Source organism: Bacillus sp. SM2101 (assembly GCF_018588585.1).
GTDB lineage: Bacteria > Bacillota > Bacilli > Bacillales > SM2101 > Nanhaiella > Nanhaiella sioensis.
Genome location: NZ_JAEUFG010000026.1, coordinates 1 through 23180 on the forward strand (window position 1 = coordinate 1; position 23180 = coordinate 23180).

Genomic DNA, 23180 nt, shown 5'->3' on the forward strand with positions numbered 1-23180 from the left:
AGGTTCGCTTGTTAAACGGGATCTATGTCCCAACCAGCCAAAAACATGTTTATACAAGTAGGGGGCGAACAGTTTTGTTGACGAGATCAAGTCCCACTGGCGCTGCGTTCTACCCCGACTACCGCTATCATAAGACCTCATGAAAAAAGGTCAACCAGAAAAAACTGGCTAACCTTATATTACGACCTGGCGCGATGATCCAAGATCATCGCGTTTTTTGATTAGGAAAGTTGTTGTAAGATCTCAATAATTTTGAAATAATTGGTATAACAAAATGGAAAAGGTTATTAAATTTAATATTTTCATTTGAACTTGCCCAATATTTACTAATGGGTGTGATTATATGAAAGTTTTACAAAAATCCTATGGTTTTGCAACAAAAGTTAAAGCAGATAAACCGCAATTCTTATCAGTTAATAAAGATAACCGTCAGCTAACAATTCCACTCTCACTGATGACGTAAGGTTATCAGCCATGCTCCTAAAAGGGTAGGAGAATTATGAGAGCACAAAGAAAATAAGTTTTAGATAACTAGAATTCATGATGCGTAAATATAAAATAATGTGAGGTGGTAAACTATGACCGATTTATTAGGTAAATCAACAGTAAGAAGAAGGAAGATGGCATCTAGAATTCGAAAAGAATTGCTAAATAATGATGAAATGTGTGAAGAATTATATGAAGCATTAAAGATTGAAAGAGATAAAAAACATTGGCAAACTAATGTAGAAATTTTAAAAACTATTGGTGTTCTTAAGTGCACTAAAGATCCTGAATACATATATGAAAATTATATTATAAATTGTGATGAGCATTCTATGATGGCTCATGTTGCAGCTACCACTTATGTAAGAATTAAAAGAAGAAATAAAGATGATATATCAGTAGTTATAGATTTGTTGAATCTAGAAAAATATTCAGTAACAGAAGGAACTTTGGAGGCCCTAGGTTATGATAGAATGTGTCCCGATATTATTTATCAAGATGAAATAATTGAAAAATGTTTTTCATTTGGAAGGAATCGTAAAAAAACATTTACAGACCCTCGCTATGGTTTAGCAGCAGCTTGCGCTGGTTGGGAATCTAATAGAGTAACATCTTTTTTACAAGATTGTCTTCAGTCAAATGACACTCCGTTAATTTATGTAGCAAAAAATTCATTAAAAAGAAAATACGTGAGGCTTCGTTAAGATAAGCTAGATGATTAAGACAGAATTTAGTTTTATGTCTCAAGAATTCAGAGCAAGTTTGGAGAACAGTGTGATATCTAGGTAATTACTAAAGAAGATTTTATTTGGATAATAATATTTTAAACTGAAGAAGTAATAATATTGCTTTTTCCAATATAGACAGGCTTTTTTTAAGGTCTGCTAACATAATCTATGATCTTCAATAATCTGAAGCCTGAGTGAAACCTCCTTATTTCTTTCAACATTATTTAGCAAATTCGTAGAAGTTTGATAATGGTAAAGTGCATGTATTGGATTGTTTTGATACATTTTTTTAGGATTAACTTAAGTATGAATTTGGTAGAAAGTGAGGGATTTATATGAGTTACTATGAGACTACCGAAATTGTGGAACTCATCAAACAAGCATATGAAGGTAACGCTAAGGCTAGAGAAACTCTTAGAACAATTAATGTTCCATATGCTATATCTAATGATTTTTCGGAGATGATATTAGTACAGAAAAAAAGAGTAGATATCTGTAATGAGGGATTGATTCAGATTCGTAACGAGGCACCGACGAAAGGGAGTGAAGTACTGCAGGTAGCTGATATATATCAATGTGATAATGAGGGATCTTCTTGGGTAAGTACTCCAATTCCTTCTTGTTTTACTGTTAAAAAACTAGAGATCGCTGATGGGGTATTTAGTTTTATATCAAAGGATAACAAAACAACGGAAGGGACAATTTCTCAGATCAATGTTTCTATGTTAGATTTAATGTTTACAATAAATGGAGTAACTGAAGAAGAAATTGAACAATGCTTTTTAAACATTTCAACAACTGTTATAAACACTCCTAAGCTACAGAAAAAATCTTCTGAGAATGCAAATATAGAACATAATACTATAGGTACTTTCATTTTTGATAAACGTCATCAATGGTTTGTAAAAAATTATCAGACACCAAAATATAAACTAGAGTTGGTTATTAATACTTTTAATCGAAAAAGTGCTAAAAGAATGTTACCCATTATACATAAGATACTTAATAAACTAGACGAAATTAATTTAAATGCAAGGGAGTTTGCATCAAAAAAACTACTAGAAGTGAAAAATAATGATTGGTTAGAAGACGGTGAGGGTTTCATAACGAAAGATGATTTTATATCAAGTATGTTAATTTATACAATTATATTTAACGAAAAAGGAGATTTCGAATTATGGTATAACGATGATAGTCTTTTTTGGGGGCATGATATAACTATTTATATTAACAAGAAAGGAAAACCAAAAAGAGCAGTAATATCTGGTTGATTTGTTTAACATGTATGTTGATAAACTAATTTCAGTACAAACATAGAATAGAGTTTGGACTGGAGTAATTTATTCCATAAGTCAAATTCAATCTCTTTCTTATTGAAAAAAGATAAGTTTATTATGTAAAGAAGCCATTTTGTGAAAGATTCATCAAAATGGCTTCTGTTGGTCTATCTAAGAATATGGACATACAAGAAATATTTGATCTGGCTTTATTCCAAAGCTATATTACTTAAATTATATGTCTATTTTAAACGCTTATCATACATAAGTTGAATTTGAACACCATAAGGATCCTGAACAATTCCGTAAGCTTCACTGAAAATATTCTTAGCAAGAGGAGTAATAATTTGAACTCTATCATCGCTTGTTAAATTATTATAAAAATTTTGAATTTTTGCTAAGTTTTCACTTTGAATACAAAGTGAAATATTATTACCTACATTGTAGCTTTCACTAGGTAGCATTGTTTCTTCAGCAATCATTAGTTTAGTTTTTCCTAGCTGAAGTACCGAATGTGAAATAAAATCTTTGTTTCCTTCTGTTAAAACAAGTGAATCATCACGTTTTGCCATATCTGAATATGTCACACATAGTAGCTCCTTAGCATTTAAGTGTTTTTTGTAAAAGTTAATTGCTTCATATGCTTTGCCATTCATAGATAAAAAAACTGCAATTTCTAATGTCATTGAAATGACCTCCTTTTATTATTGACACTTTTAGTATAGACTTTAAAGGTATCAAACAATGACACCATTTAAGGAGTTAATATGAATAAGTCTGAAAGATTAAATGATATGTTGCAATTCATAAATAATAAAAAGACTTTTAACCTTAAGGATTTGATGGAAAAGTATAATATATCAAGAAGTACAGCGATTAGAGATGTTCAATCATTAGAATTATTAGGGATGCCAATTTATGCTGAGCAAGGTAGAAATGGGAAGTATTTAGTATTAGAAAATCGAATATTATCTCCAATTATCTTTACTGTTGATGAAATGTTTGCTGTGTACTTTGCTATGCTGACGTTGGAAGGCTATAAAGCAAAACCATTTGAATATGAAATAAGTTATTTAGAAGAAAAGTTTAAAAAAGTTTTACCTAATCAAGTGAAAGAAAATATTGAGAAAATGAAAGAGTTAGTTAGCTTAGAAATAACCAACCATAGTAATTTTAATCCTTACATACAAGATTTAATTCAAGGTATTATGGATGAGAAAATCTACCAAGTGTCCTATGAAAAAAATAAAGAAAAAATACAATTAACAGGTCAATTTATAAAAATTAACTCTAAATTTGGGCAATGGTATGCAAAATTTTACAATATTGATAAGCAAAGAGTCCAAACTTTACGGTGTGATAAGATTTTATCATTAAAAATGGTTAAAGATAGAATGTCAATGAGATTAGAATATTTATTATCACTATTAGGAACCTACCATAAAGAAGAGAATGCTATTCATTTTTCCATTGTTGTAAATGATAAAGGAAAGGACTTATATGATAAGGAGCATTATCCATCAATGTCAATTTTAAGAGAAGACGAACATTATGTTATATCAGGCTATTACAATTTGAGCGAAGAAGATTTTATTTCAGACTACATTTTGCGCTTTGGTCTGAACATTATTTCTATAAGTCCGAACTCATTAAAAATTTTGATTCAAAGCAAGTTGAAGGTTGTTGCGCTACACATAAATAATATAAACTAACTCGATTGTGTTGATTATAATACAGAGAAAACCATTCTAATCGACTTTTTTCAGTAGCATATAGCCCCTCATGAGTAAATAAAATATTCCAATTTGGCGCATATCTGAAATATAGATATGTGTCATTATTCATTTTAGGGCCATGTTATTTAACAACAAAATATTTCATATTTATTGTGTGAAAAGGGTGTTTAATGGTAGTAAGTAATAGTAACGTGGAGATGGCTTAAGCTATTGATTTAGACAATTATGTTTGGTATAGTTGTCTTATTACAGAAGGGAGTGAGGGTAAACCATGACTAATTTAATGAGGATAACCTTGGGAATTAAATGTATTGCCTCTCACTCATGCGGATTAAATAATTAAGCCTCCATGAAAAGCGCATGTAAGTATATTTTCGAAAAAGAACGTAATGTGAGTCACAAGGTTAATTTATATAACCCTGTGGCTTTTTTTATTTCTGAAAGATTAATAAATTATTACAGAGAAGTACTTATCATTTAATTTCCTGTTTTTCCTCACATAAGTTAGTCTAATAAATTATATCTCAGAGTCGTTAGATAATGGGGGAGGTTGTTGAAGAACGCCATAAATTTATGGGTAGGAGTTGATATAGTGCTTACTTTACAAAAAGTACAGCCAACGGAAGAGAATATATTACATAGCATAATGCAGTTTTACATTTATGAATTTAGTAGATATATTCCTTCTATAATATTAGAACAGGATGGAACCTATGTACCTTTTAATTTAGAGAAGTATTGGGTTAATAGTAACTTTCATGCTTACTTTATAAAATTAGAAGATGAATTTATTGGATTTGCTCTTGTTGAAAGCTCAACTGAGTCGAGCCCAAACACAATTCAAGAATTCTTTATTATGGCTAAATATAGTGGTAATGGCTACGGAAAAGAAATAGCGAAAAAAGTATTTACCATGTTTCCTGGTGATTGGAAGATTACTCAAATAGAAAAAAACAAGCCTGCTCGTTCTTTTTGGCAGGGAATTATTAACGATATTTGTAAGGATGAATTTACTGAGCGTTTTGAAGGTGGAAAATACATTCAAGAATTTAATACTAAGTCAGAGTGCAAGATTTCGAATCATAGGATATAAGAATATAAGAATTAATTCTGTATATTTCCAGTAAAAAATATTAGGAAAGAAGGAATTTTCATGATACATGAAGCAGATATCAATGTAAGAAAAAAGTTGTTTCCTATGTTCAAAGATATGGATAATACCATGGTTCTTTCGTGTCTTCAAGGTCATATGGGAACTGTTTGGGTTGATGATCTTGAGAACCCAACTATTGCACAAATTATGGTAGGCATTTTTGTATACTATGCTGGTAACCCATATTCAAGGAGGGCTGAGGAGTTACTATACAACCTTCCTGAACATATCTATGTGATCGTAAATAATGACGAATGGAAAAATCGTATAGAGACTGTTCATAAAGGAGTTTTGGATAAATTTCAACGATATAAATTCCAAAAAGATCCTGAAGATCTAAACCAGAGTCATATACACACTTTTTTATCAAAATTATCAGAAGGATATAGACTACAAAAAATAGATTTAACATTAGCGAAAGAACCATCTCTTCATGAAATTTCAGAGGATTTTACAAGTCAGTTTGATTCGATAGATGATTTTATAAATAGAGGTATAGGGTATGCCATTTTATATGATGGACAAGTTGTATGTGGAGCGTCATCATATAGTATTTATAATCATGGAATTGAGATTGAAGTCGCCACACATCCATTGCATAGAAGAAAAGGCTTAGCATCAATAGCAGGATCTGCATTGATTTTAGATTGTCTTGAGAATGGGGTTTACCCTAGTTGGGATGCAGCCAACATTGAATCTGCAAACTTAGCACAAAAACTTGGATACGTGTTAAAAGAGTCATATGACACGTATTATATTAATTATAAAAAATAAGTAAAAATATTAATTAATAATAATAACCATTATTCCACAATATGGCGCAAGAAGGTGGTCAAGGCTATCTGGACTACCTTAAGAATAATTACCTATTAAGGAAACACAAGTGATAATGTGGTTACTTAGACTATTTTTTAGAAAATCTCACACATCTAAGTTAACATACTGTACATTTACATGAAGACATAATAGCAAAATCCCTTACTCAATGAGTAGGGATTTTTTGAGTTTACTGTGGTTGCAACAGAATTCTTATTTACTTTCGTCTCTTTTTTTGAAAGTGGTGACGTTGATGCCTTTCCAAGTGAATCACCTCATGTTAGAAAGTAATTCACATGGTGAATTATAACAATAATTAAAATGAATTAAGTGAATAAAATAAGCAAAGTGGAGAATAAAAAAAAGCCTTGAATTATGCTTCAAGACTGAAAAATGGGTATCAAAACTAGTTAATTATATGAGAGCTATTAGCATGAAATGAATATTTTTTTATTATTTTGTGGTGATATCAGACTTAATAGCAAAAATTTTTCATAAAAAACACTTCAAAAATAATTGAAGGTGTACACAGATAATACTTACTTTCTATTTATTAATTTTTGATTCATTGATGGCGTTCTTAACAGCTAGTTTAATCACCCAATATAAAATATTTGCTCCGATTACGATAAAAAGTAAATAAATAAATAACCCCATCAATGGTGTAAATGCATTAAATGTCATCTTAAAACCCACTCCTGTATATAAAATTTATGTAATAGGTGAATAAACATAGTGTCTATTGTAACAAAAGACCCTTAAAAAAATTAAGTAAATACAATGATAGTTGTGTTTCCCACAAGAAAATTCTATTTCTAATAAATGACAATAAAAATAAACAAGGTGATAAATATTAAGGAAATCCCAATTGCTGGACTAACATTTTTCTTCAATATGCTTAGTTTCTTTAGAGTCAGATAAACAACTCCGACGGCTAATATGATAAATATATCTTCATACTTTGGTGAGAAATAATGAACAACATTGGAAAAAATAAAACTATCAGAAGAAACAATGGAAATTCAAGTTTCATATTTATCACCTCTAGTTTAGTTATAAGATAATTCTAACAAAATGTTTAGTAAACGCAAGATAGGTTGCGGTTAATAAGAGGGCAGAAGATAACAGAATGAACGAATTATTAAATAAATGTACAACATGTTACATTCACCTAATGTTACTCAACAATATGGCGCATCTCTGCAATAAAACGCGTTTTTTCTTTAGGAAAGAGCCGTAATAGTTGCAAAATCAAAAGAATCAATCACTATATTTTATAATTAAATTCAACAAACTTTTTCTTGAGAACTTTTCTGACCTCTTCAATTTTTTTATCTTTCTTAGAGTGAAGAGAGAAAATAGAAAAACTAAAATATATGTTACATAACTATAGTCCATCTCGCCTTTTGTAATAATTTTTCCCATAATATATGCTCCTCTCTCATACTCTTAATTATAATACTGTTTCTTTTTCAAATAACGGGAGGAATGCACTGCATCAATGCTTATTTTACTTCGGTAGTTAATAATGTCTCTTAGCTTCAAATATCCAAATATCGATCGAAAAAGGGAAATTACATTTTATAAAATAAATTATATGGTACATTTTTTATAAATTGCACGAAAATTTTTGCTCAATGATACAAAACAGAAACTTTATTTGAGAATCGACGTCTATTATGTAGATAGTGACTATAATAAACCACTTTCATTTACGTTATATTAATTACTTATAAATCTATACTAAATACATTGGAGGATTATTGTTTTGAATCAAACTATTTACTTAATTCGACATGGAGAAACAGTTTTTAATACTGAAGGACGATATCAAGGTGAGCTTGATTCCCCTTTAACAATAGCGGGAATTGATCAGGTTAAAAATATATCAAGGCTATTAAAGCTATTAATCGATGATCCAAATGAATGGACGATGTATTCGAGTCCACTAGGAAGAACTATTCAAAGTACAAAAATTATTTGTGAAACTCTGGGCTATGATTTTAATAAGGTAATTATAGATAATAGAATAAAAGAAGTATCCGCAGGTTCTTGGGCTGGTTTAACAACTAAGGAAATAGAAGCTACATGGTCTAAGCTTATAAAAAATACAGATAGTTACAATTGGTATTTCAAATCTCCAGATGGAGAAAGCTATGAAACTGTTGTAGAGCGGGCATCCAAATGGCTTGATAGTATAAATGGTAGAGAAAAAGTAATTGTCATTTCACATGGATTAATGGGGAGAGTGTTAAGAGGAGTATACAAACAAATGGATAAAGAGGAAGCATTAAGATTAGAAGTATCACAAAATACCTTATTTAAATTGAATAATCAGGACATTGAGGGAATCAGTTACGAGTATGAGGAATTTAATACATAAATCCAGGTAAAGAGTATAATGTGTGAGAAAAGGTTTTATAGAGGTTTTCTTTATTCCACAAAATGGCGCAAGAATATAGTCATGTCTATCCCGACCATTTTAGGGTTAATACCTATTTAAAATAGGTCAACTAGAAAAAATACTGGCTGACTTCATAAAAATGGCATTTAACGAAAATCACATATTACACAAAATTTCATAAAATTTCACAATCGTGAAGGCTTAGAATTTAAATATGAATGAATGCAGTTAGTGATTTAGCATATCCCTACTACCTTAAGAATAATACCTATTAGTAATAGGTCAATCTAAAATGTACTGGTTGATCTCATAATTCGAATGACTGGATTCATAACGTATTACTTCCTTTACATAGATTTGCAAGTTGCCTCCTAACATAGCTTGTAGTTTCATAGCTTCGCTTGTTATACGTGTTCTATGCCCAAACCAGCCTCAAACGTTTCTATAAGTAGGAGGTGAACAGTATTGCCGACAGGGTCAAGCCCCAATGGTGCTAGCGTTCTACTCTTCTGGAATGGCGTTAATCTGTAACAAGGGTTAGTGCTTTTCATTAATTTAGTGCCATATTGTTGAAGATTTATTGTTTATTGGACTTAGTATACAATTAATTAAAAAACACAAAGATCATTAATCAACATGTTGTTCATTAATGGTGTATGGAATCGTTAGAGTACATACGATGATGTGAAAAATCATTAGGGGGATAAAGAATGATGAAATCATCAGTGCTGTTTTTTGAAGAAATTGACCGTACCAGTCTGCCGTTAGTAGGTGGGAAAGGGTCAAACCTTGGAGAATTAAGCAAAGCTGGATTTCTCGTGCCGGGAGGTTTCTGTGTTACGACATCTGCATATAAGGAATTTATCCAAACAAGCCCTGAAATGGAGCAATTGCTGAACCAGTTGAATCAATTGGATATAAATGATTTAAATAGCTTACGTATGCTCGGGGAGAAAATTAGAAGTCATATGCAAGGACTTGCAATCCCTAAAGAAGTAGAAAAGAAAATCATTTTAGCATGGGAAAAAGTTGGGCAAGACCACTTCTATGCTGTCCGCTCAAGCGCAACGGCAGAAGATCTTCCAACTGCCTCTTTTGCTGGGCAACAGGATACTCATCTTAACATCCTTGGACAAGGACAACTTCTCGACCATATCAGGAAAAGCTGGGCCTCTCTTTTTACAGACAGAGCTATTGCCTATCGAGTGAAAAATAATTTTGATCATGAGCATGTTTATTTATCAGTGGTCGTGCAACGAATGATTAAACCTGATATATCAGGAATTATGTTTACAGCTGATCCTATTACTGGAAATAGAAATGTGGTCTCAATTGACGCAAGTTTTGGGTTAGGTGAAGCAATTGTTTCAGGAATTGTATCTGCAGATTTATATAAAGTAAAATCGGGAGAAATAATTAGTAAAAGTATATCAGAAAAGAAAAAAGCGATAATTCCGCTTGTTCAAGGTGGTACTGAGACGAAGGAGTTGCCTATAGAGAAGCAAAAGCAGCAAGCTTTATCTGATCAAATAATTATAAAAGCAGCTGAACTTGGTAAGAAAATTGAAAACCATTACGGTTCTCCTCAAGATATTGAGTTTTGTATAGTAGATGAAGAAATTTTTTTTGTTCAAAGTCGTCCAATTACATCCTTGTATCCACTACCTGATCTCTCACAGCAGCCTTTACGTGTATTATTATCCTTTGGCCATGTACAAATGATGACAGATGCGATGAAACCGTTAGGAATATCTGTTTTAAGAACGATATTCCCAAAGTCGTTTTTTGAGGAATCGGGTGGCAGACTTTTTATCAATCCAACACTTTTTCTACAAACAAAATTAGGAAGAAAAATATTCCCTAAGGCGTTAAATAGCATGGATGAATCAATTAGTCGATCAGTAGAAGAATTTATACATCGACCTGATTTTATGAAGAGTCCTGTTGTGAAAAAATCGATAAGACCATTATTGAAACACCTTCGTCCAATCATTAAGGAAGTTCTTCTAAAAATATTTATACATGATCCGAGTTTAGCTAGAGGTCATGTAGAAGATGTCATGGGCAGAGTAGTTAAAACTGTTCGAGATGATCTACATCATAAATCGGGAGTTATTCGTTTAGATGCTGTTAAAAACAACTTGGAACAGCTAATAGGTCATGTTTCTAAAATTATGGCGAATCCGATGACATTGATGATTACAGCAAGAGTTCTACAAAAAAAGTTATACCAAATGACCGGAAGTGATTATGAATTTAACCAATTAACAAAATCATTGCCTGGGAATATCATGAGTGAAATGGGTCATGAGATGGGGGATTTAGCTGATTTAATTCGGGATTTACCAGAGGTAGAGAAGTATTTAAAATCAGCACAAGACGATAGTTTTTATGAAGGTTTATTAATGGTTAAGGGTGGTAAATCCTTTAAGCAATCCTTTGAATCATTTATTGATAAGTACGGGATGCGATGCCCAGGAGAAATTGATATTACAAGGCCTCGATGGAGAGAGAATCCAACTCTCATAACATCAACGATTCTAGGAAATAAGCAAAACTTAAAGCCAAATGATCATAGAGAAAAGTTCAAGCAAGGATTAAAAGAGGTGGACGAAGCAAAGAGAAGAGTTTTACAACAGGTTGGTAATAGGGGGCTTAACAAAATTAAGCAAAAGTATATGTCTCGTCTAATAGACGTTTACCGTTATATGAGTGGTTTAAGGGAACATCATAAACATTTAGTTACAATAGTATTAGATGAATGTAAGCAAGCTTTACTGATAGAAGCAAATGAGATGGTGAATAAAAGAATACTTAAGAAGCAAGAAGATATCTACTTTTTAACTTTAGATGAAATAATAGAGATTGCCAATGGAACGTTCGAGTATAATGTTGCTGTTTTCATCAAAGAACGTAAAGAGCAATATGTATGGCATCAAACTTTAAATCAGCCAAGAGTCATGACAAGTGAGGGTGAGATTATAACTGGAACTATTAGAAAAGGAAACTTCCCAGAAGGAGCTCTTATTGGTAGCCCTGTATCAGCAGGTGTAGTTGAAGGTAGGGCACGTGTTGTATATAAGCCTGAAGAAGCGAATTTGAATGAGGATGAAATATTAATTGCAAGCTATACTGATCCGGGGTGGACCCAATTATTTCAAACTGCTAAAGCATTAGTAACTGAAGTTGGTGGATTAATGACTCATGGCTCTGTTGTAGCGAGAGAATATGGGATTCCAGCTGTTGTTGGTATAGATGATGCAATGAAAAAAATAAAAAATGGTCAATTAATTCGTGTCGATGGAAATCAAGGGTTTGTAGAGGTTATTACTGATGAAAATTAAGCTCAACAAATATTACTATTGACACAGAAAGTTAATCATGAAATTAGGATATTAAATGATTAATGAGTTGATTAGTTCTTCTCTAGGTAAGTTAATCTTACTAATGATCAATCTGAATTTGTTATTCCACTAGATGGCGCAAAAATGTAACTAAGCTTATCCATACTACCTTAAGAATCATATTAATGAAAATGGGTCAACAAGCTGGTTGACCTTAAAAATAAGAATGGCCCTTCTGTGTAATGATACTGAAAAGCGTCTTTATTTATTAATCTTTTTATCGTTTAAATTGTTAAATAGCACAAGTTTATCAAGAATGCTTAACTTTCAACAACTTTTCATTCTTCTACCATAGAATGGTGAGTTTATTTATTGAAAGGGCATACGTAATGAGTTCTCAAAATCCAAAAAAACTCCGACGTCATATTGGAAATGTTTTTTCGCAAACAACCTGATTTCTCAAAAATCCTCCCTCGAATGCTTTTGAATAATTTATTGATGCATTTTCTAACTGAATAAATACAGTTCTCACATTGAGTGGAAGGTTTAAAGAAAGAAATTTATAATATTAACTTATATTCTCTACCTCACCTTTTTCTCCAGCAGCAGCTTGGACAAAACAATGGATAAAAGGGTTTTCATCTTAAATAAAACATCTCCTTCTTTGAAGATACAATGAGTCAAGTACACTCCTCTACTACAGTACATAAGATAGTTTGTAAATAACAATTTATTAATCTGAGGGGATTGATGGAAATGTACTGTGTGCCTTATATGTATCAACATCCTTATAATGTGAATGTACCAATGCATACTTTCAGAAAGCCTAAACCTTATTGGGCTCATTCTAATAAGATATATGGCTCGTATCTGCCATATTATAGTCATAATAGGCTTGTATTAAGAGATTATGGAGCAAACCCATTTGTTTTAAATATCAATGAAGCTACCTTACAAAATAATACCTACCGTACAGCAATATGGACAGGTAAGCATTTTCAAGTTACATTAATGAGTCTCAATGTTGGTGAGGATATTGGTTTGGAAATCCACCCTAATACTGATCAATTCTTAAGAGTTGAACAAGGTCAAGGACTTGTTCAAATGGGTAAGGAGAGAGAAAGCTTAAGTTTCCAAAGAAGAATTTTTGATGACTCCGCCATTATGATACCTGCTGGAATGTGGCACAATGTGATAAATACAGGTAATGTTGCATTAAAACTATACTCGATATATGCTCCACCAAACCATCCATTTGGTACTGTTCATAGGACTAAAGCAGATGCAATGGCTATAGAAGAAGGTAACGGAAATAGAGATGGAATACAGTAGTTCTTCAGAAAAGTCATATGAAACAATAGAAGATTGGGAACTTATAGAAGTATTCAAACTTTTACAGCAAGGCAAAAATATGAAATATGAACATCATAATATTGAATGATCCTGATCATATAATAACACCATTTGTTAGTGCTAAAGATAACTTTTAACCATAAATTCAAAGGTGAAAGGGTGATATTCAACAGAGAAAAATATGTAACCTCCTAGTTCTGTGTATGAAAGGAGGTTAGCAATGGGGTGGGGGAAGTTCGCGATTTTTAGTGCTATTATGACCTTATAGTTGATGGATACAGGCTAGAGGTCGCTGGTTCGAGACCTGTCGAAATCATCCTAACGCTAGAATCCTTGATAACTCAAAGGTTCTAGCGTTTTTTATCTCCGTTGACTTGAGTTTTGACTTAATCTCAGGGTTATGCTTCCATTAACCGACAAAGAAGTGGTGATCATATTTCATACGTCCAATCACAGATAAGACTTACGGTATATAATATCGTATTAAACTGTGATTATGGAGGAATAACAATGACTCAATATAAAAAAGTAACAACATGTTGCGGGAATACTATCAAGGAAGGAAAACCGTGTGATTGTCCGTGTCAATTAATTACCGAAACCTCATCTCTTGATTATATAGAATTAGCGACAGGGGATGTAATTGAGGTATACAATGGGAGACCAATTGGATTACACGGTGAAGCTGAACTTACTGTTTCTGACCCAACAGGAAATGAAAGAGTAGTTATTAACTTTACTTCAAATGGTGTAATACAGCCTATAACTTTAGATTTAGCTACTAAAAACATTAACAAGCTCTTTTCATTTAAAAATGTAACGAGAGTAGAAATAACGGATATAATTGGAGGTGGAAATGTTTCTGTTGATATAAATTGTGATGGTATGACAGAGCCATGTAGTTAGGTGTCTGCACGTCACATCTGACGCGTACCTTCTAATATTTTCGCCTTAAAGTAGAAATTGTATGCAGTATTATATCGTAGTAAAGCATTGGAAACACTCTATAAATACCGTCACATCAATGTTTGTGAATGCGTATTGGGTTAGTATGTAAACTAGTAAAGAATGGCGTATACAGCGAAATACAAAAATCGGAGTGATATTGCAAAGGGAAAACGACTGACCCCAAGCGCCCCCAGCGAATAGCCTTTATCTGCCAAAAGAACAATGCCGATTCAAAAAATCACTTTGACCTTACGCTCGCATACACTGTAAAAAAGAATTAAGGAGGTCGGTACGATGGTACTGGCTTATGTAGTGAGTAACGGGCCTGACACTATATCTGTAATCGATACGAAAACGCATTCTCTTATCGCTAGTACGTTAGTGGGTGGTGACCCTAATGATGTTGCGATTTCACCTGACGGGAAAATTGCATATGTCACAAATAGAAGCTTTCAAAGCAATACCATGTCCGTGATTGATACGAAAACTCATTCAGTCATTGCTACTGTAGCGGTGGGTGCTGCCACGTTTGCTGTGGAGTTTACCCCTGACGGCAAGTTAGCTTATGTTACGGATAACATTGATTCCATTATTGCAATAGATTCAAAGACACATTCTGTTATTGCTACTATTTTTTTAGAGGATAATGCAGATGTCATCGAGTTTACCCCTGATGGCAAGCTAGCTTATGTTACGGATGGTTCTAGTATTTCTCCAGACGACGTGGTGTACGTAATTGATACGAAGACACATTCCCTTATTGCTACCGTTGGTGTAGGAGAGAACCCTAATAATATTGCGATTACTCCCGATGGGAAACTCGCTTATGTCACAAACGAACAATCTAATAATGTGTCGGTTATAGATACGAAAACGCACTCTATTATTGCTACGGCTCTCGCAGGAATCAGACCACAGGACGTAAAGTTTACTCCGGATGGGAAACTCTCATATGTTGTAAATCAAGGCGATGATTTAACAAGTGGTTCCGTCACAGTAATTTATGTGAAAACGCACTCTGTTATCGCAACAATTCCGATAGCTAATCCGGGTGACAGTCCAAGTAATATAGCGATATCACCTGACGGGAAACTTGCTTATGTAGATACTTTTAACGGAAATACAGTGACGGCTATTGATGTAAAAACACACTCAATTATAGCTACCGTTGCTCAATTAGAAAATAATCTCCGTTTTGTAGAGTTCACTCCGGATGGTAAATTTGTGTATGTGGGTAATGAGGGCGAAAACACTGTAAATGTAATCGATACGAAAACACATTCGGTAATCGCAACCGTTTCTGTCGGGAGTAATCCAGTTGCTATCGCATTCACACCGCATTAATATAATCTAACCTATTAAAAAGTCACTTTGACCTTATGCTCGCATGCATTGCTAAAACGATTGTTAGGAGGTCGGTGCTAATGGTACTGGCTTACGTAATGAATGCTAGTCCCTCTAGTGTTTCCGTTATTGATACGAGAACACAATCTGTAATTGCTACGGTGTTGGTAGGGCCAGGGACTGATAATATAACGATTTCACCCGACGGGAAACTAGCATATGTTACTTTCACGAGAAATGTGATTAGTGGTGTGTCAGTAATTGATACGAAAACACACTCGGTTATTGCAACTATTCAAGTAGGGGTTATGCCCGTAGGTATCACTTTTACACCGGATAGTAAACTTGCTTATATTGTTAACGAGGCGGATGATAATATATCTGTGATTGACACAAAAACGCATTCTGTTATTGCTACTATTTTTGTAGGGGGACAACTTGAATCTATAGCAATCAACCCCGATGGGAAATTAGTTTACGTATGTGACCGTGAAGACGTTAGTGGTGTTTCTTCTGTAGCTGCTATAGATGTTAAGACTCACAGTTTGATAGCGACAATCAATGTTAGTGAAGATCCAAGAGCCATTTTCTTTACACCCGACGGGAATTTAGCTTATGTAGTATGTCAAGATGATGGAAATGTATCAGTAATCGATACAAAGACACATTCCGTAATTACTACCGTCTCAGTAGGGAGCAGGCCTAATAATATTGCGATTATTCCGAACGGTAAATATGCATATGTCGTTAATCAAGGTGAGGGTTCAATACTCGGCTCCCTCACAGTAATCGACGTCAAAACGCATTCGATAGTTACTACAATTCCGATTGGTATTCAGGGAGACATGCCAAATAATTTCGCAATTTCACCTGATGGAAAACTCGCTTATGTAGCCACTCTCAACGGAAATACAGTTACTGCCATCGATATAAAAACACACTCAATCGTAGCAACGATAGAGGTGGGCGATAACAATCGTTTTGTCGAATTTACCCCTGATGGAAAATTTGCGTATATTGGAAACTCGAGCGATGGCACTGTCTCAGTTATTGACGTAAAAACTCATACAGAAATCACAACTGTAGACGTTGGTACTAATCCTGGGGCGATTGCATTCACACCGAACTAATCTAAATTACATTTAATATAAGTTCGTTCATCAATCGGCGGGCTTTTTCGCGTGCTCTAAAACGGAAAGGAGGACGATCTTGGTTTGGGAAAGCGGTGGATGACTCGACTATACAGAACAACAGCATAAAATCGAAGAAATAAACGAAATCATTACGTTAATTAACGGTGGATGGATATAGGCCGAGGAAATGCTGGTGGATATTGCACTAATCGAAAAGCTAGATTGATTTACCCTTATACATCGCGGCGATCGTGACTTGATCTACTTCGCGTCCAAATATTTCGGCGAGGACCTGAACCTGAAAAACAGCTGTAATTGGATTCTGTTATATGAAATCGACACCGAAAACGAACCACGGGAAATATATTATCAAACGCACCTCCATTCACCATGAATTTTGCAGGCTGATCATTTCGGTACTGTCTTTCAACAAAAACGACAAAAAATTGACCGCTTATGCCAGTAGGGATGCGGTCTATTCTTCTTAGAAGTCAACTCTTGAAGGAATCATTGCTGTTAGGCCGTCGGTGTAGCTGAAACCTTTGGCTTTTCTTGTTGTATACTGTTCCTGCTTGTCTATGATTAAAATATTATAATTTTTGGAAAATGTACAATTAACATAGACATCGACACATTTTAATCACGGTATACCTATTAATCCAACCTTCTATAGCAAATATCCATACATATATAGTAAAACAATTTTAGAAGGTGAAAATAAAAATGAAAGATAAAGACTGTAAATGTAGGGTTGTTCCACCACCACCTCAAGGACCTCCAGGACCGCCGGGGAAACAGGGACCACAAGGACCAATAGGACCTCCAGGACCACCAGGGACCGGTTTATCTTATGGTGTTTTAAGGGATACTCAAGACCCATTTGCTGTAAGTGACGGTAATCCAATTGTTCCACCACCTGGATATGATTCTCCAGGACCATTTAATAACACTACCCTCAATCAACTGATTGGTTCCATCACTGTGCTAAATACTGGAGACTATGAAATTTCATTTACTGTAAATGCCTTAGACACTGGAGATGTTGGCTCCCTTGATTTTTTTATTGGAATAACAATTAATGGTACACAACAGATGGATACAGAAATATTTGTAAACGATTCTAATCCTGAGCAAATCATACTTCCATTATCAAGAACCACTATTCGGATGTTAAATGCTAATGATGTAATTTCTACTGAACTGCAAACGACAGCAGCAGGACAATCCATAGTTTTCGTACGACCTTCCCTGCAGGTAATACAATTATCTTAGAGAAACGAAGACTCCCAGTAGTTGACGATTTTTGTATATCATCGAATATAATATTCAATTCTAGTAAGCATAATACCAGCTATAGGTAGTTTGATTCGTAGACCTCATCTATCGAAATATGTAAGCTCCATTCCAAGGATCTGGAATAGAGGCAGAGGTGAAAATGTATTTAAAGGACTTGTTTTTATTGTATGTACAATGATTAAAGCTGTGACTAATTACAAATATTAGTCCAAGCAAATATTAAAAAATATCATATAAATAAGTAGAATAATATTTTGGAGGTGAAAAAGATGCATGATAAGGAGAAGGACTGTAAATGCAGGGTCGTTCCACCACCACCACAAGGACCTCCAGGAAAACAAGGACCACAAGGACCAATGGGACCACAGGGGCCAATGGGGATTCCTGGGATTCCAGGTAGTGCATTAGGGTTTTGTGAAATTTTTAATATTAGCCAACAAATTACGACTCCAATGTCTGGTGACCTGGTGATGCTTCCTGATCTCGGACCATGTGAAGGTTTTGCAACTACTATGCCTACAAATAATGAAATCATGATTCCTGCTACAGGTTTTTATCAAATCACATATAGTATTGATGTATCACTAGGTCAAGGTGATATGCTTGTATTTAGAGTTTTGATTAATGGAAATGGTTTAAGTAAATCACAGTCTGTTTCGCAGAGTGATGGTGCTGGAATGAATAGTTCACGTACTACAGTTTCAAGAACCATGCTTCAAGATCTTAATATGGGTGATACTATTGAAGTTGAGGTCGTAAACGCGACTTTAACAGGACAAAATGGATACCTTTTCCCAGTTTTGGATATAATCAGATACACTTAATTCTATGTCACTACATTTCAAAAAGAGAAGTAAACATAAGAAATGCCCTACTCTATCTAAAAAGTGGGGCTGCTTTAATGTCATCATGCCAGAATGTTTAGGCATCCTGATACAATTTTCTTGGGACTATGTATAACACATTCATTTTTTAGCTTGTATAATATAATACCAATTATTATAATGATCGACACGTACTTGTAAGAATTAAAAATGCTGGTTCACATTTATTGTCTAAAATAGATAATCTATACGATAGGTGGAGTATCACATACTGTATAGCTTTGGGTCAATGTCTGTCTCTTATCTGACACAGGGTAAATACACAGTGTAATAGCATTCCCATCTGTTACGTGTTCAATTACATACTGTATACCAAAAGCCTCTTGTCCACCGACACTGGCTTGTAAGTCTACCATAGTATCAACCATGGCAACCCAATCCTTTTCTGGCACATTTATTGTATCTGTTGTTAATATTATAGGGACAAATACTGACCCTTCCATACCATCACTTAATGTAAATTGACCAAGCTGACAATTACAAAATATTTCATTGTTTCCTTTCCCTTTGCACGAACAGTCAGACACAGAAATTCTACAGGTTTTAAGGCGTTATTAATTAGTGAATGCCTGACTACTTAAATGTGCAACTGACAACTGTCTACATTATACAAATGTCATTAGAAAACCATGGAAGGGAGGCCGTTAAAATTGTCCCACTATACCGAGCGTCAGCATAAAGGTAGAAACTTGACATAATACTGTTTATAATCGCACTTATAACATTACGTGCAAAATCCTTTTCGACTTTCTCTATGTATATAACCTCCGAAAATTATTAAACGATTTCAAGAGAATTGGTGAATATCGCTAAGAACGTACAGTATCACAAGAGATTTGTAAAGGCACATCTTTGAACATAAGGAAAACAGTACAAATAATAACGGACTCATCATTTGCTATAGCTGTAAATACATTTCCATTATGATCTGTTACATCTACTTCTAGCTCTTTATTTGGATAGCCATTGAGGTTGTGTAAATTATTGTTATCTTTGTATGTTGGCAAAGAAGGTAATAAGGTTTTAGCTATTGATAAATCAGATGAATAGTAAGGAACATTCTCGTCATGTAACTCTTTTTCTGAAACATTTTGTAATATAGCTTCTATTTTATAATCCATGTTTCTACTGCTGAATATAGGAATCTTAAATTTTTGTTCATTTTCATTTATTTGAATATTTAGCTTAGGAGAATTCAAGTTTTCCTCATGTTTTTCTTTTAGTAGTTTCTTAATTGTTATTTCTGTTCTAATCCCTTCGAGAGTTTGCTGGTGATAAATCAAATATGCGATCAAAACAGAAGCGAATACACTAGAAACATTCTCTATTTTCCCTACTTCTAAATCAATATACTTTTCTACAAGTTCTGGTGATACAATCAAGATTATAATAGTTCCGAAGAGGAGATTAGTAATTATTAAACCTCTTCTATTGGATACGATTTGTTTTTTTATTTTTTTTTCAGATACTGTTTTATGAAATTCGTCATAATTATATATTTTATATTGCCTAAAAATAAAAAAACAAATTAATAAACCTATTGCTAACGTATCTAATCCATTCATTAAAACCTACCGTCCCTTACATGAATTTAAAAGTAAATTTATAACATAATAATAATCTATCATTTCTTATAATTTTGAACAATGAAAAAAATATGTTTGAACTAGTAATAATAGTTTGAAGTACAGTTTAACTAATAATCGAAACTTTGGGTAAAAGTGTGCAGACTAAAATCTTTTGCTAGTATTATTAACCGAATACATAACCATATGAGTATCATACGAAAGCGGGAACGTATTTATGAACAATATATCAAATTCACACGCAACCAGATTCGGTGTCCTAGCCAAAATAGGCACAGAAACGATAATTCTACTGGACAAGCACAGTAAAAAAAACATCACATCGGTGCCAGGATATTTATAACTTAGTTGAAAGAATGTAAAGCTTGTGAAAGTACTCGCTCAAATTAACGGATGCGTTTCAATATTGACCTTCAATGGAAAAGATGAAAGATATACCAGCCTGAACTCTTGAACTGTAGATTGGTGGTCTATTTTCAAGATATAAGGCCAATCCTCTGGGAATTGTCTACTGTCTGACCGTGAGTGTCGAGAACACTTGCGGTTTTTTATTGTTGTCATAGTCTTCTATACATTTTTGGCACATGATATATGTTAGTCCAATCTTCTATAGAAATTAACCATACATATAAAGTAAAACAATTATAGAAGGTGAAAATCACTAATGAAAGACAAAGATTGTAAATGCAAAGTTGTTCCACCACCACCCAAAGGGCCACCTGGTCCACCGGGGAAACAAGGACCTCAAGGGCCTCCGGGGCCACCTGGTAATATCCTAGGAGTATGCCAAATTGAAGGGGTTCAAGAGGAAACAGCATCACCAGGTCAAGGTGTTACATTTGGTGCTCCAGGGCCTTGTATAGGTTTATCAACTGCAGATAACAACAATGCCATTCGACTTTCTGATATAGGCATATATGAAATCTCATTTGAGGCAAATTGTACTTTAAACGCAACTAGTGAACTTTTTTTTCAATTTAATTCGGACGTAGTAGGGCCCATTGGATCAGACATTATGCTAGACCCTGATCCTTCTGCATCGGAAGTATATCCAGTTTCAAAATCTTTTCTTTATCAAAGTAGTGCCATGAATGAATTGATTTCAGTCTCAACACCTGTTGCTGATGCCGCACCTAGTTACGAAGGACATATTTTACATGTCATTAGACTTACTTAATGTGTCAAACCGTAAATAATTCGAATTTATTGGTTAAAATAAAAAGGCTGGTATCCAGTCTTTTATTATGGCTGTTTTCGCATTGATTGTTGCTTTTTGTTCAAAGATATAAGCACGTAAACATATAGCGTTCGTGGCATCTTTTCTACTTAAACAATTATTGAGCACTCCTAAAACTCGTCAAACTGTCCACTTTTAATAAAAATAGCAACAAAGTTTACGAAAAGAGCCTTTATTATTTATACTAATGCATACAAAATTCAATTCTTGTTTACATCATGGGAACTTAATTGCAAGTGGACAATCAACATGGACTTTAATTGATGCTAAACATGTTTACCCAACCTTCTATATGTATTTTGGGAGAAAAAGATAGTTCTTGTTTTATTGTGGAACGCTTTGATAAATTGAAAAACAATCAAAATCTTATATTAAAAGTGGTTGATGGTGGAAATCATAGTTTAGAGCTTGAAAAAAATCCTATAAAATTCATTGAAATATTAAAAAGTGTAACTTCTGATATAAATGAGTTTTTCATATTACGCCTATGGAGGAATAAGGACCTTAGAAAGTCATATCACTGATATGGCTTTTTGTTCGAATTTATATTTTAAGACAATTAACTGTACACGGTAGATCTGTGTTAACCAGATAGGGTGAGGTATATTAACTTTACTACGAATGGTTTCAGATTTACCCATAATACTTTAAAAAAATATCCAAAATTCTATCCATTCTGAGGTGGATTAGAGCTAATGCTAGTATCAAGGTTCAAATAGAAAAGAGAAGAATGAAATAGTATGAAAAATGAGTAGTTTTTTACTTCCCTTATATACAATTATTGGTATAATATTAGAGGAGTTTTAAGGGGGAGAAATAATATGAAAAGAACACTATTATTATCATTTGTTGTATTCCTAACTATATTTGTTTCGGCATGTAGTCAAGAAAAAGCAAGTGATGGAAAAGAAATTGAGTCGGGAGAAATTTCAAAAGATGTTGAGAAAGAAAATGAAGCAGAGTCAATTGAAGTAGATAAAGGGTTGTTAAATGTTGAAGTAACTCTACCAAACTCGTTTTTTGAGGGAGAAAACATGGACAGTATAACGGCTCAAGCAAAAGAAGATGGCATAAAAGATGTCATACAAAATGATGACGGTACTATTACTTATGTAATGTCAAAGTCTAAGCATAAAGAAATGATGGATGAAATAAAAGATAGTATACTTACGACCGTCGAAGATTACAAAAATAATGGAGACTTTCCTTCAATTAAAGATGTAATACATAATGATTCATTTTCAGAATTTACATTAGTAGTAGATCAAGAAAAATACGAGAACAGTTTTGATAGTTTTGCTCAACTTGGATTAGGAATGTCAGGTATGTACTATCAACTATTTAATGGTGTTGATCCACAAAATTATGTTGTAACGATCTTTGTTAAAAATGATGCCACTGGTGATTTATTTAAAACGGTTGTTTACCCAGATGCTTTGGACGAAACAGAATAAT

The 23180-nt window shown here is 33.6% G+C and carries 21 protein-coding genes; 17 read left to right on the forward strand and 4 right to left on the reverse strand.

Going from position 1 to position 23180, the window contains the following annotated elements; all coding sequences use genetic code 11:
* Nucleotides 1-578: 578 nt before the first annotated feature.
* Together JM172_RS19285 and JM172_RS19290 are read left to right on the forward strand one after the other, a co-directional pair.
* On the forward strand, nucleotides 579-1190 hold the full coding sequence (locus JM172_RS19285) for a hypothetical protein (RefSeq protein ID WP_214484008.1): 612 nt from the start codon (nucleotides 579-581) through the stop codon (nucleotides 1188-1190).
* A gap of 359 nt (nucleotides 1191-1549) precedes the next feature.
* Entirely contained in the window at nucleotides 1550-2485 is a 936-nt protein-coding gene (locus JM172_RS19290) for a DUF2262 domain-containing protein (RefSeq protein WP_214484009.1), read from the forward strand.
* A 248-nt stretch (nucleotides 2486-2733) separates the two neighbouring features.
* Here the strand turns inward: JM172_RS19290 and JM172_RS19295 are convergent, their stop codons facing one another.
* Nucleotides 2734-3177, reverse strand: coding sequence for a VOC family protein (locus JM172_RS19295; RefSeq protein WP_214484010.1), 444 nt, complete (start codon nucleotides 3175-3177; stop codon nucleotides 2734-2736).
* Between the two features lie 81 nt (nucleotides 3178-3258).
* On the opposite strand from JM172_RS19295, the gene JM172_RS19300 reads away from it, so the two are divergent.
* The 3 genes from JM172_RS19300 to JM172_RS19310 all read left to right on the forward strand — a co-directional run bounded on the left by JM172_RS19300 (nucleotide 3259) and on the right by JM172_RS19310 (nucleotide 6154).
* Nucleotides 3259-4203 (forward strand): helix-turn-helix transcriptional regulator, encoded by a 945-nt coding sequence (locus tag JM172_RS19300; protein WP_214484011.1) that lies wholly within the window; start codon nucleotides 3259-3261, stop codon nucleotides 4201-4203.
* Nucleotides 4204-4780: 577 nt separating this feature from the next.
* Entirely contained in the window at nucleotides 4781-5320 is a 540-nt protein-coding gene (locus JM172_RS19305) for a GNAT family N-acetyltransferase (RefSeq protein WP_250886778.1), read from the forward strand.
* A 60-nt stretch (nucleotides 5321-5380) separates the two neighbouring features.
* Nucleotides 5381-6154 carry a GNAT family N-acetyltransferase gene (locus JM172_RS19310; RefSeq protein ID WP_214484012.1) on the forward strand — a complete coding sequence of 258 codons (774 nt, stop codon included), beginning with the start codon at nucleotides 5381-5383 and terminating at the stop codon, nucleotides 6152-6154.
* Nucleotides 6155-6742: 588 nt separating this feature from the next.
* On the opposite strand, the gene JM172_RS19315 is transcribed toward JM172_RS19310, so the two are convergent.
* Nucleotides 6743-6880, reverse strand: a complete 138-nt coding sequence (locus JM172_RS19315; protein ID WP_214484013.1) for a hypothetical protein — start codon at nucleotides 6878-6880, stop codon at nucleotides 6743-6745.
* A 1084-nt stretch (nucleotides 6881-7964) separates the two neighbouring features.
* Here JM172_RS19315 and JM172_RS19320 point away from each other — a divergent pair.
* The 9 genes from JM172_RS19320 (at nucleotide 7965) to JM172_RS19355 (ending at nucleotide 18842) form a co-directional block, all read left to right on the forward strand.
* A complete protein-coding gene (locus JM172_RS19320) occupies nucleotides 7965-8579 on the forward strand; it encodes a histidine phosphatase family protein (RefSeq protein WP_214484014.1) in 615 nt (204 codons plus the stop codon).
* A 731-nt stretch (nucleotides 8580-9310) separates the two neighbouring features.
* Nucleotides 9311-11944 (forward strand): phosphoenolpyruvate synthase, encoded by a 2634-nt coding sequence (locus tag JM172_RS19325; protein WP_250886779.1) that lies wholly within the window; start codon nucleotides 9311-9313, stop codon nucleotides 11942-11944.
* 756 nt (nucleotides 11945-12700) lie between these two features.
* A complete protein-coding gene (locus JM172_RS19330) occupies nucleotides 12701-13276 on the forward strand; it encodes a cupin domain-containing protein (RefSeq protein WP_214484015.1) in 576 nt (191 codons plus the stop codon).
* On the forward strand, nucleotides 13263-13385 hold the full coding sequence (locus tag JM172_RS25250; RefSeq protein ID WP_284730482.1) for a hypothetical protein: 123 nt from the start codon (nucleotides 13263-13265) through the stop codon (nucleotides 13383-13385). Before JM172_RS19330 ends, JM172_RS25250 begins: the two co-directional genes overlap by 14 nt.
* A 422-nt stretch (nucleotides 13386-13807) precedes the next feature.
* Nucleotides 13808-14203, forward strand: coding sequence for a hypothetical protein (locus JM172_RS19335; protein ID WP_214484016.1), 396 nt, complete (start codon nucleotides 13808-13810; stop codon nucleotides 14201-14203).
* 336 nt (nucleotides 14204-14539) lie between these two features.
* Entirely contained in the window at nucleotides 14540-15589 is a 1050-nt protein-coding gene (locus tag JM172_RS19340; RefSeq protein WP_214484017.1) for a beta-propeller fold lactonase family protein, read from the forward strand.
* 80 nt (nucleotides 15590-15669) lie between these two features.
* Nucleotides 15670-16719, forward strand: a complete 1050-nt coding sequence (locus tag JM172_RS19345) for a beta-propeller fold lactonase family protein (protein ID WP_214484018.1) — start codon at nucleotides 15670-15672, stop codon at nucleotides 16717-16719.
* Between the two features lie 726 nt (nucleotides 16720-17445).
* The gene (locus JM172_RS19350; protein WP_214484019.1) at nucleotides 17446-17994 is read left to right on the forward strand and encodes a hypothetical protein; all 549 of its coding nucleotides are present in this window, start codon (nucleotides 17446-17448) and stop codon (nucleotides 17992-17994) included.
* A 293-nt stretch (nucleotides 17995-18287) separates the two neighbouring features.
* The gene (locus JM172_RS19355; RefSeq protein WP_214484020.1) at nucleotides 18288-18842 is read left to right on the forward strand and encodes a BclA C-terminal domain-containing protein; all 555 of its coding nucleotides are present in this window, start codon (nucleotides 18288-18290) and stop codon (nucleotides 18840-18842) included.
* Nucleotides 18843-19087: 245 nt separating this feature from the next.
* On the opposite strand, the gene JM172_RS19360 is transcribed toward JM172_RS19355, so the two are convergent.
* Complete coding sequence (locus JM172_RS19360) at nucleotides 19088-19429, reverse strand: hypothetical protein (protein WP_214484021.1); 342 nt, start codon at nucleotides 19427-19429, stop codon at nucleotides 19088-19090.
* Between the two features lie 282 nt (nucleotides 19430-19711).
* Nucleotides 19712-20467 (reverse strand): hypothetical protein, encoded by a 756-nt coding sequence (locus JM172_RS19365; RefSeq protein WP_214484022.1) that lies wholly within the window; start codon nucleotides 20465-20467, stop codon nucleotides 19712-19714.
* Between the two features lie 685 nt (nucleotides 20468-21152).
* Between JM172_RS19365 and JM172_RS19370 the strand changes: the two genes are divergently transcribed.
* The 3 genes from JM172_RS19370 (at nucleotide 21153) to JM172_RS19380 (ending at nucleotide 23179) form a co-directional block, all read left to right on the forward strand.
* Nucleotides 21153-21665, forward strand: a complete 513-nt coding sequence (locus JM172_RS19370) for a hypothetical protein (protein WP_214484023.1) — start codon at nucleotides 21153-21155, stop codon at nucleotides 21663-21665.
* Nucleotides 21666-22024: 359 nt separating this feature from the next.
* Complete coding sequence (locus JM172_RS19375; protein ID WP_250886780.1) at nucleotides 22025-22249, forward strand: hypothetical protein; 225 nt, start codon at nucleotides 22025-22027, stop codon at nucleotides 22247-22249.
* Between the two features lie 297 nt (nucleotides 22250-22546).
* On the forward strand, nucleotides 22547-23179 hold the full coding sequence (locus JM172_RS19380; RefSeq protein WP_214484024.1) for a hypothetical protein: 633 nt from the start codon (nucleotides 22547-22549) through the stop codon (nucleotides 23177-23179).
* Nucleotide 23180: the final 1 nt, after the last annotated feature.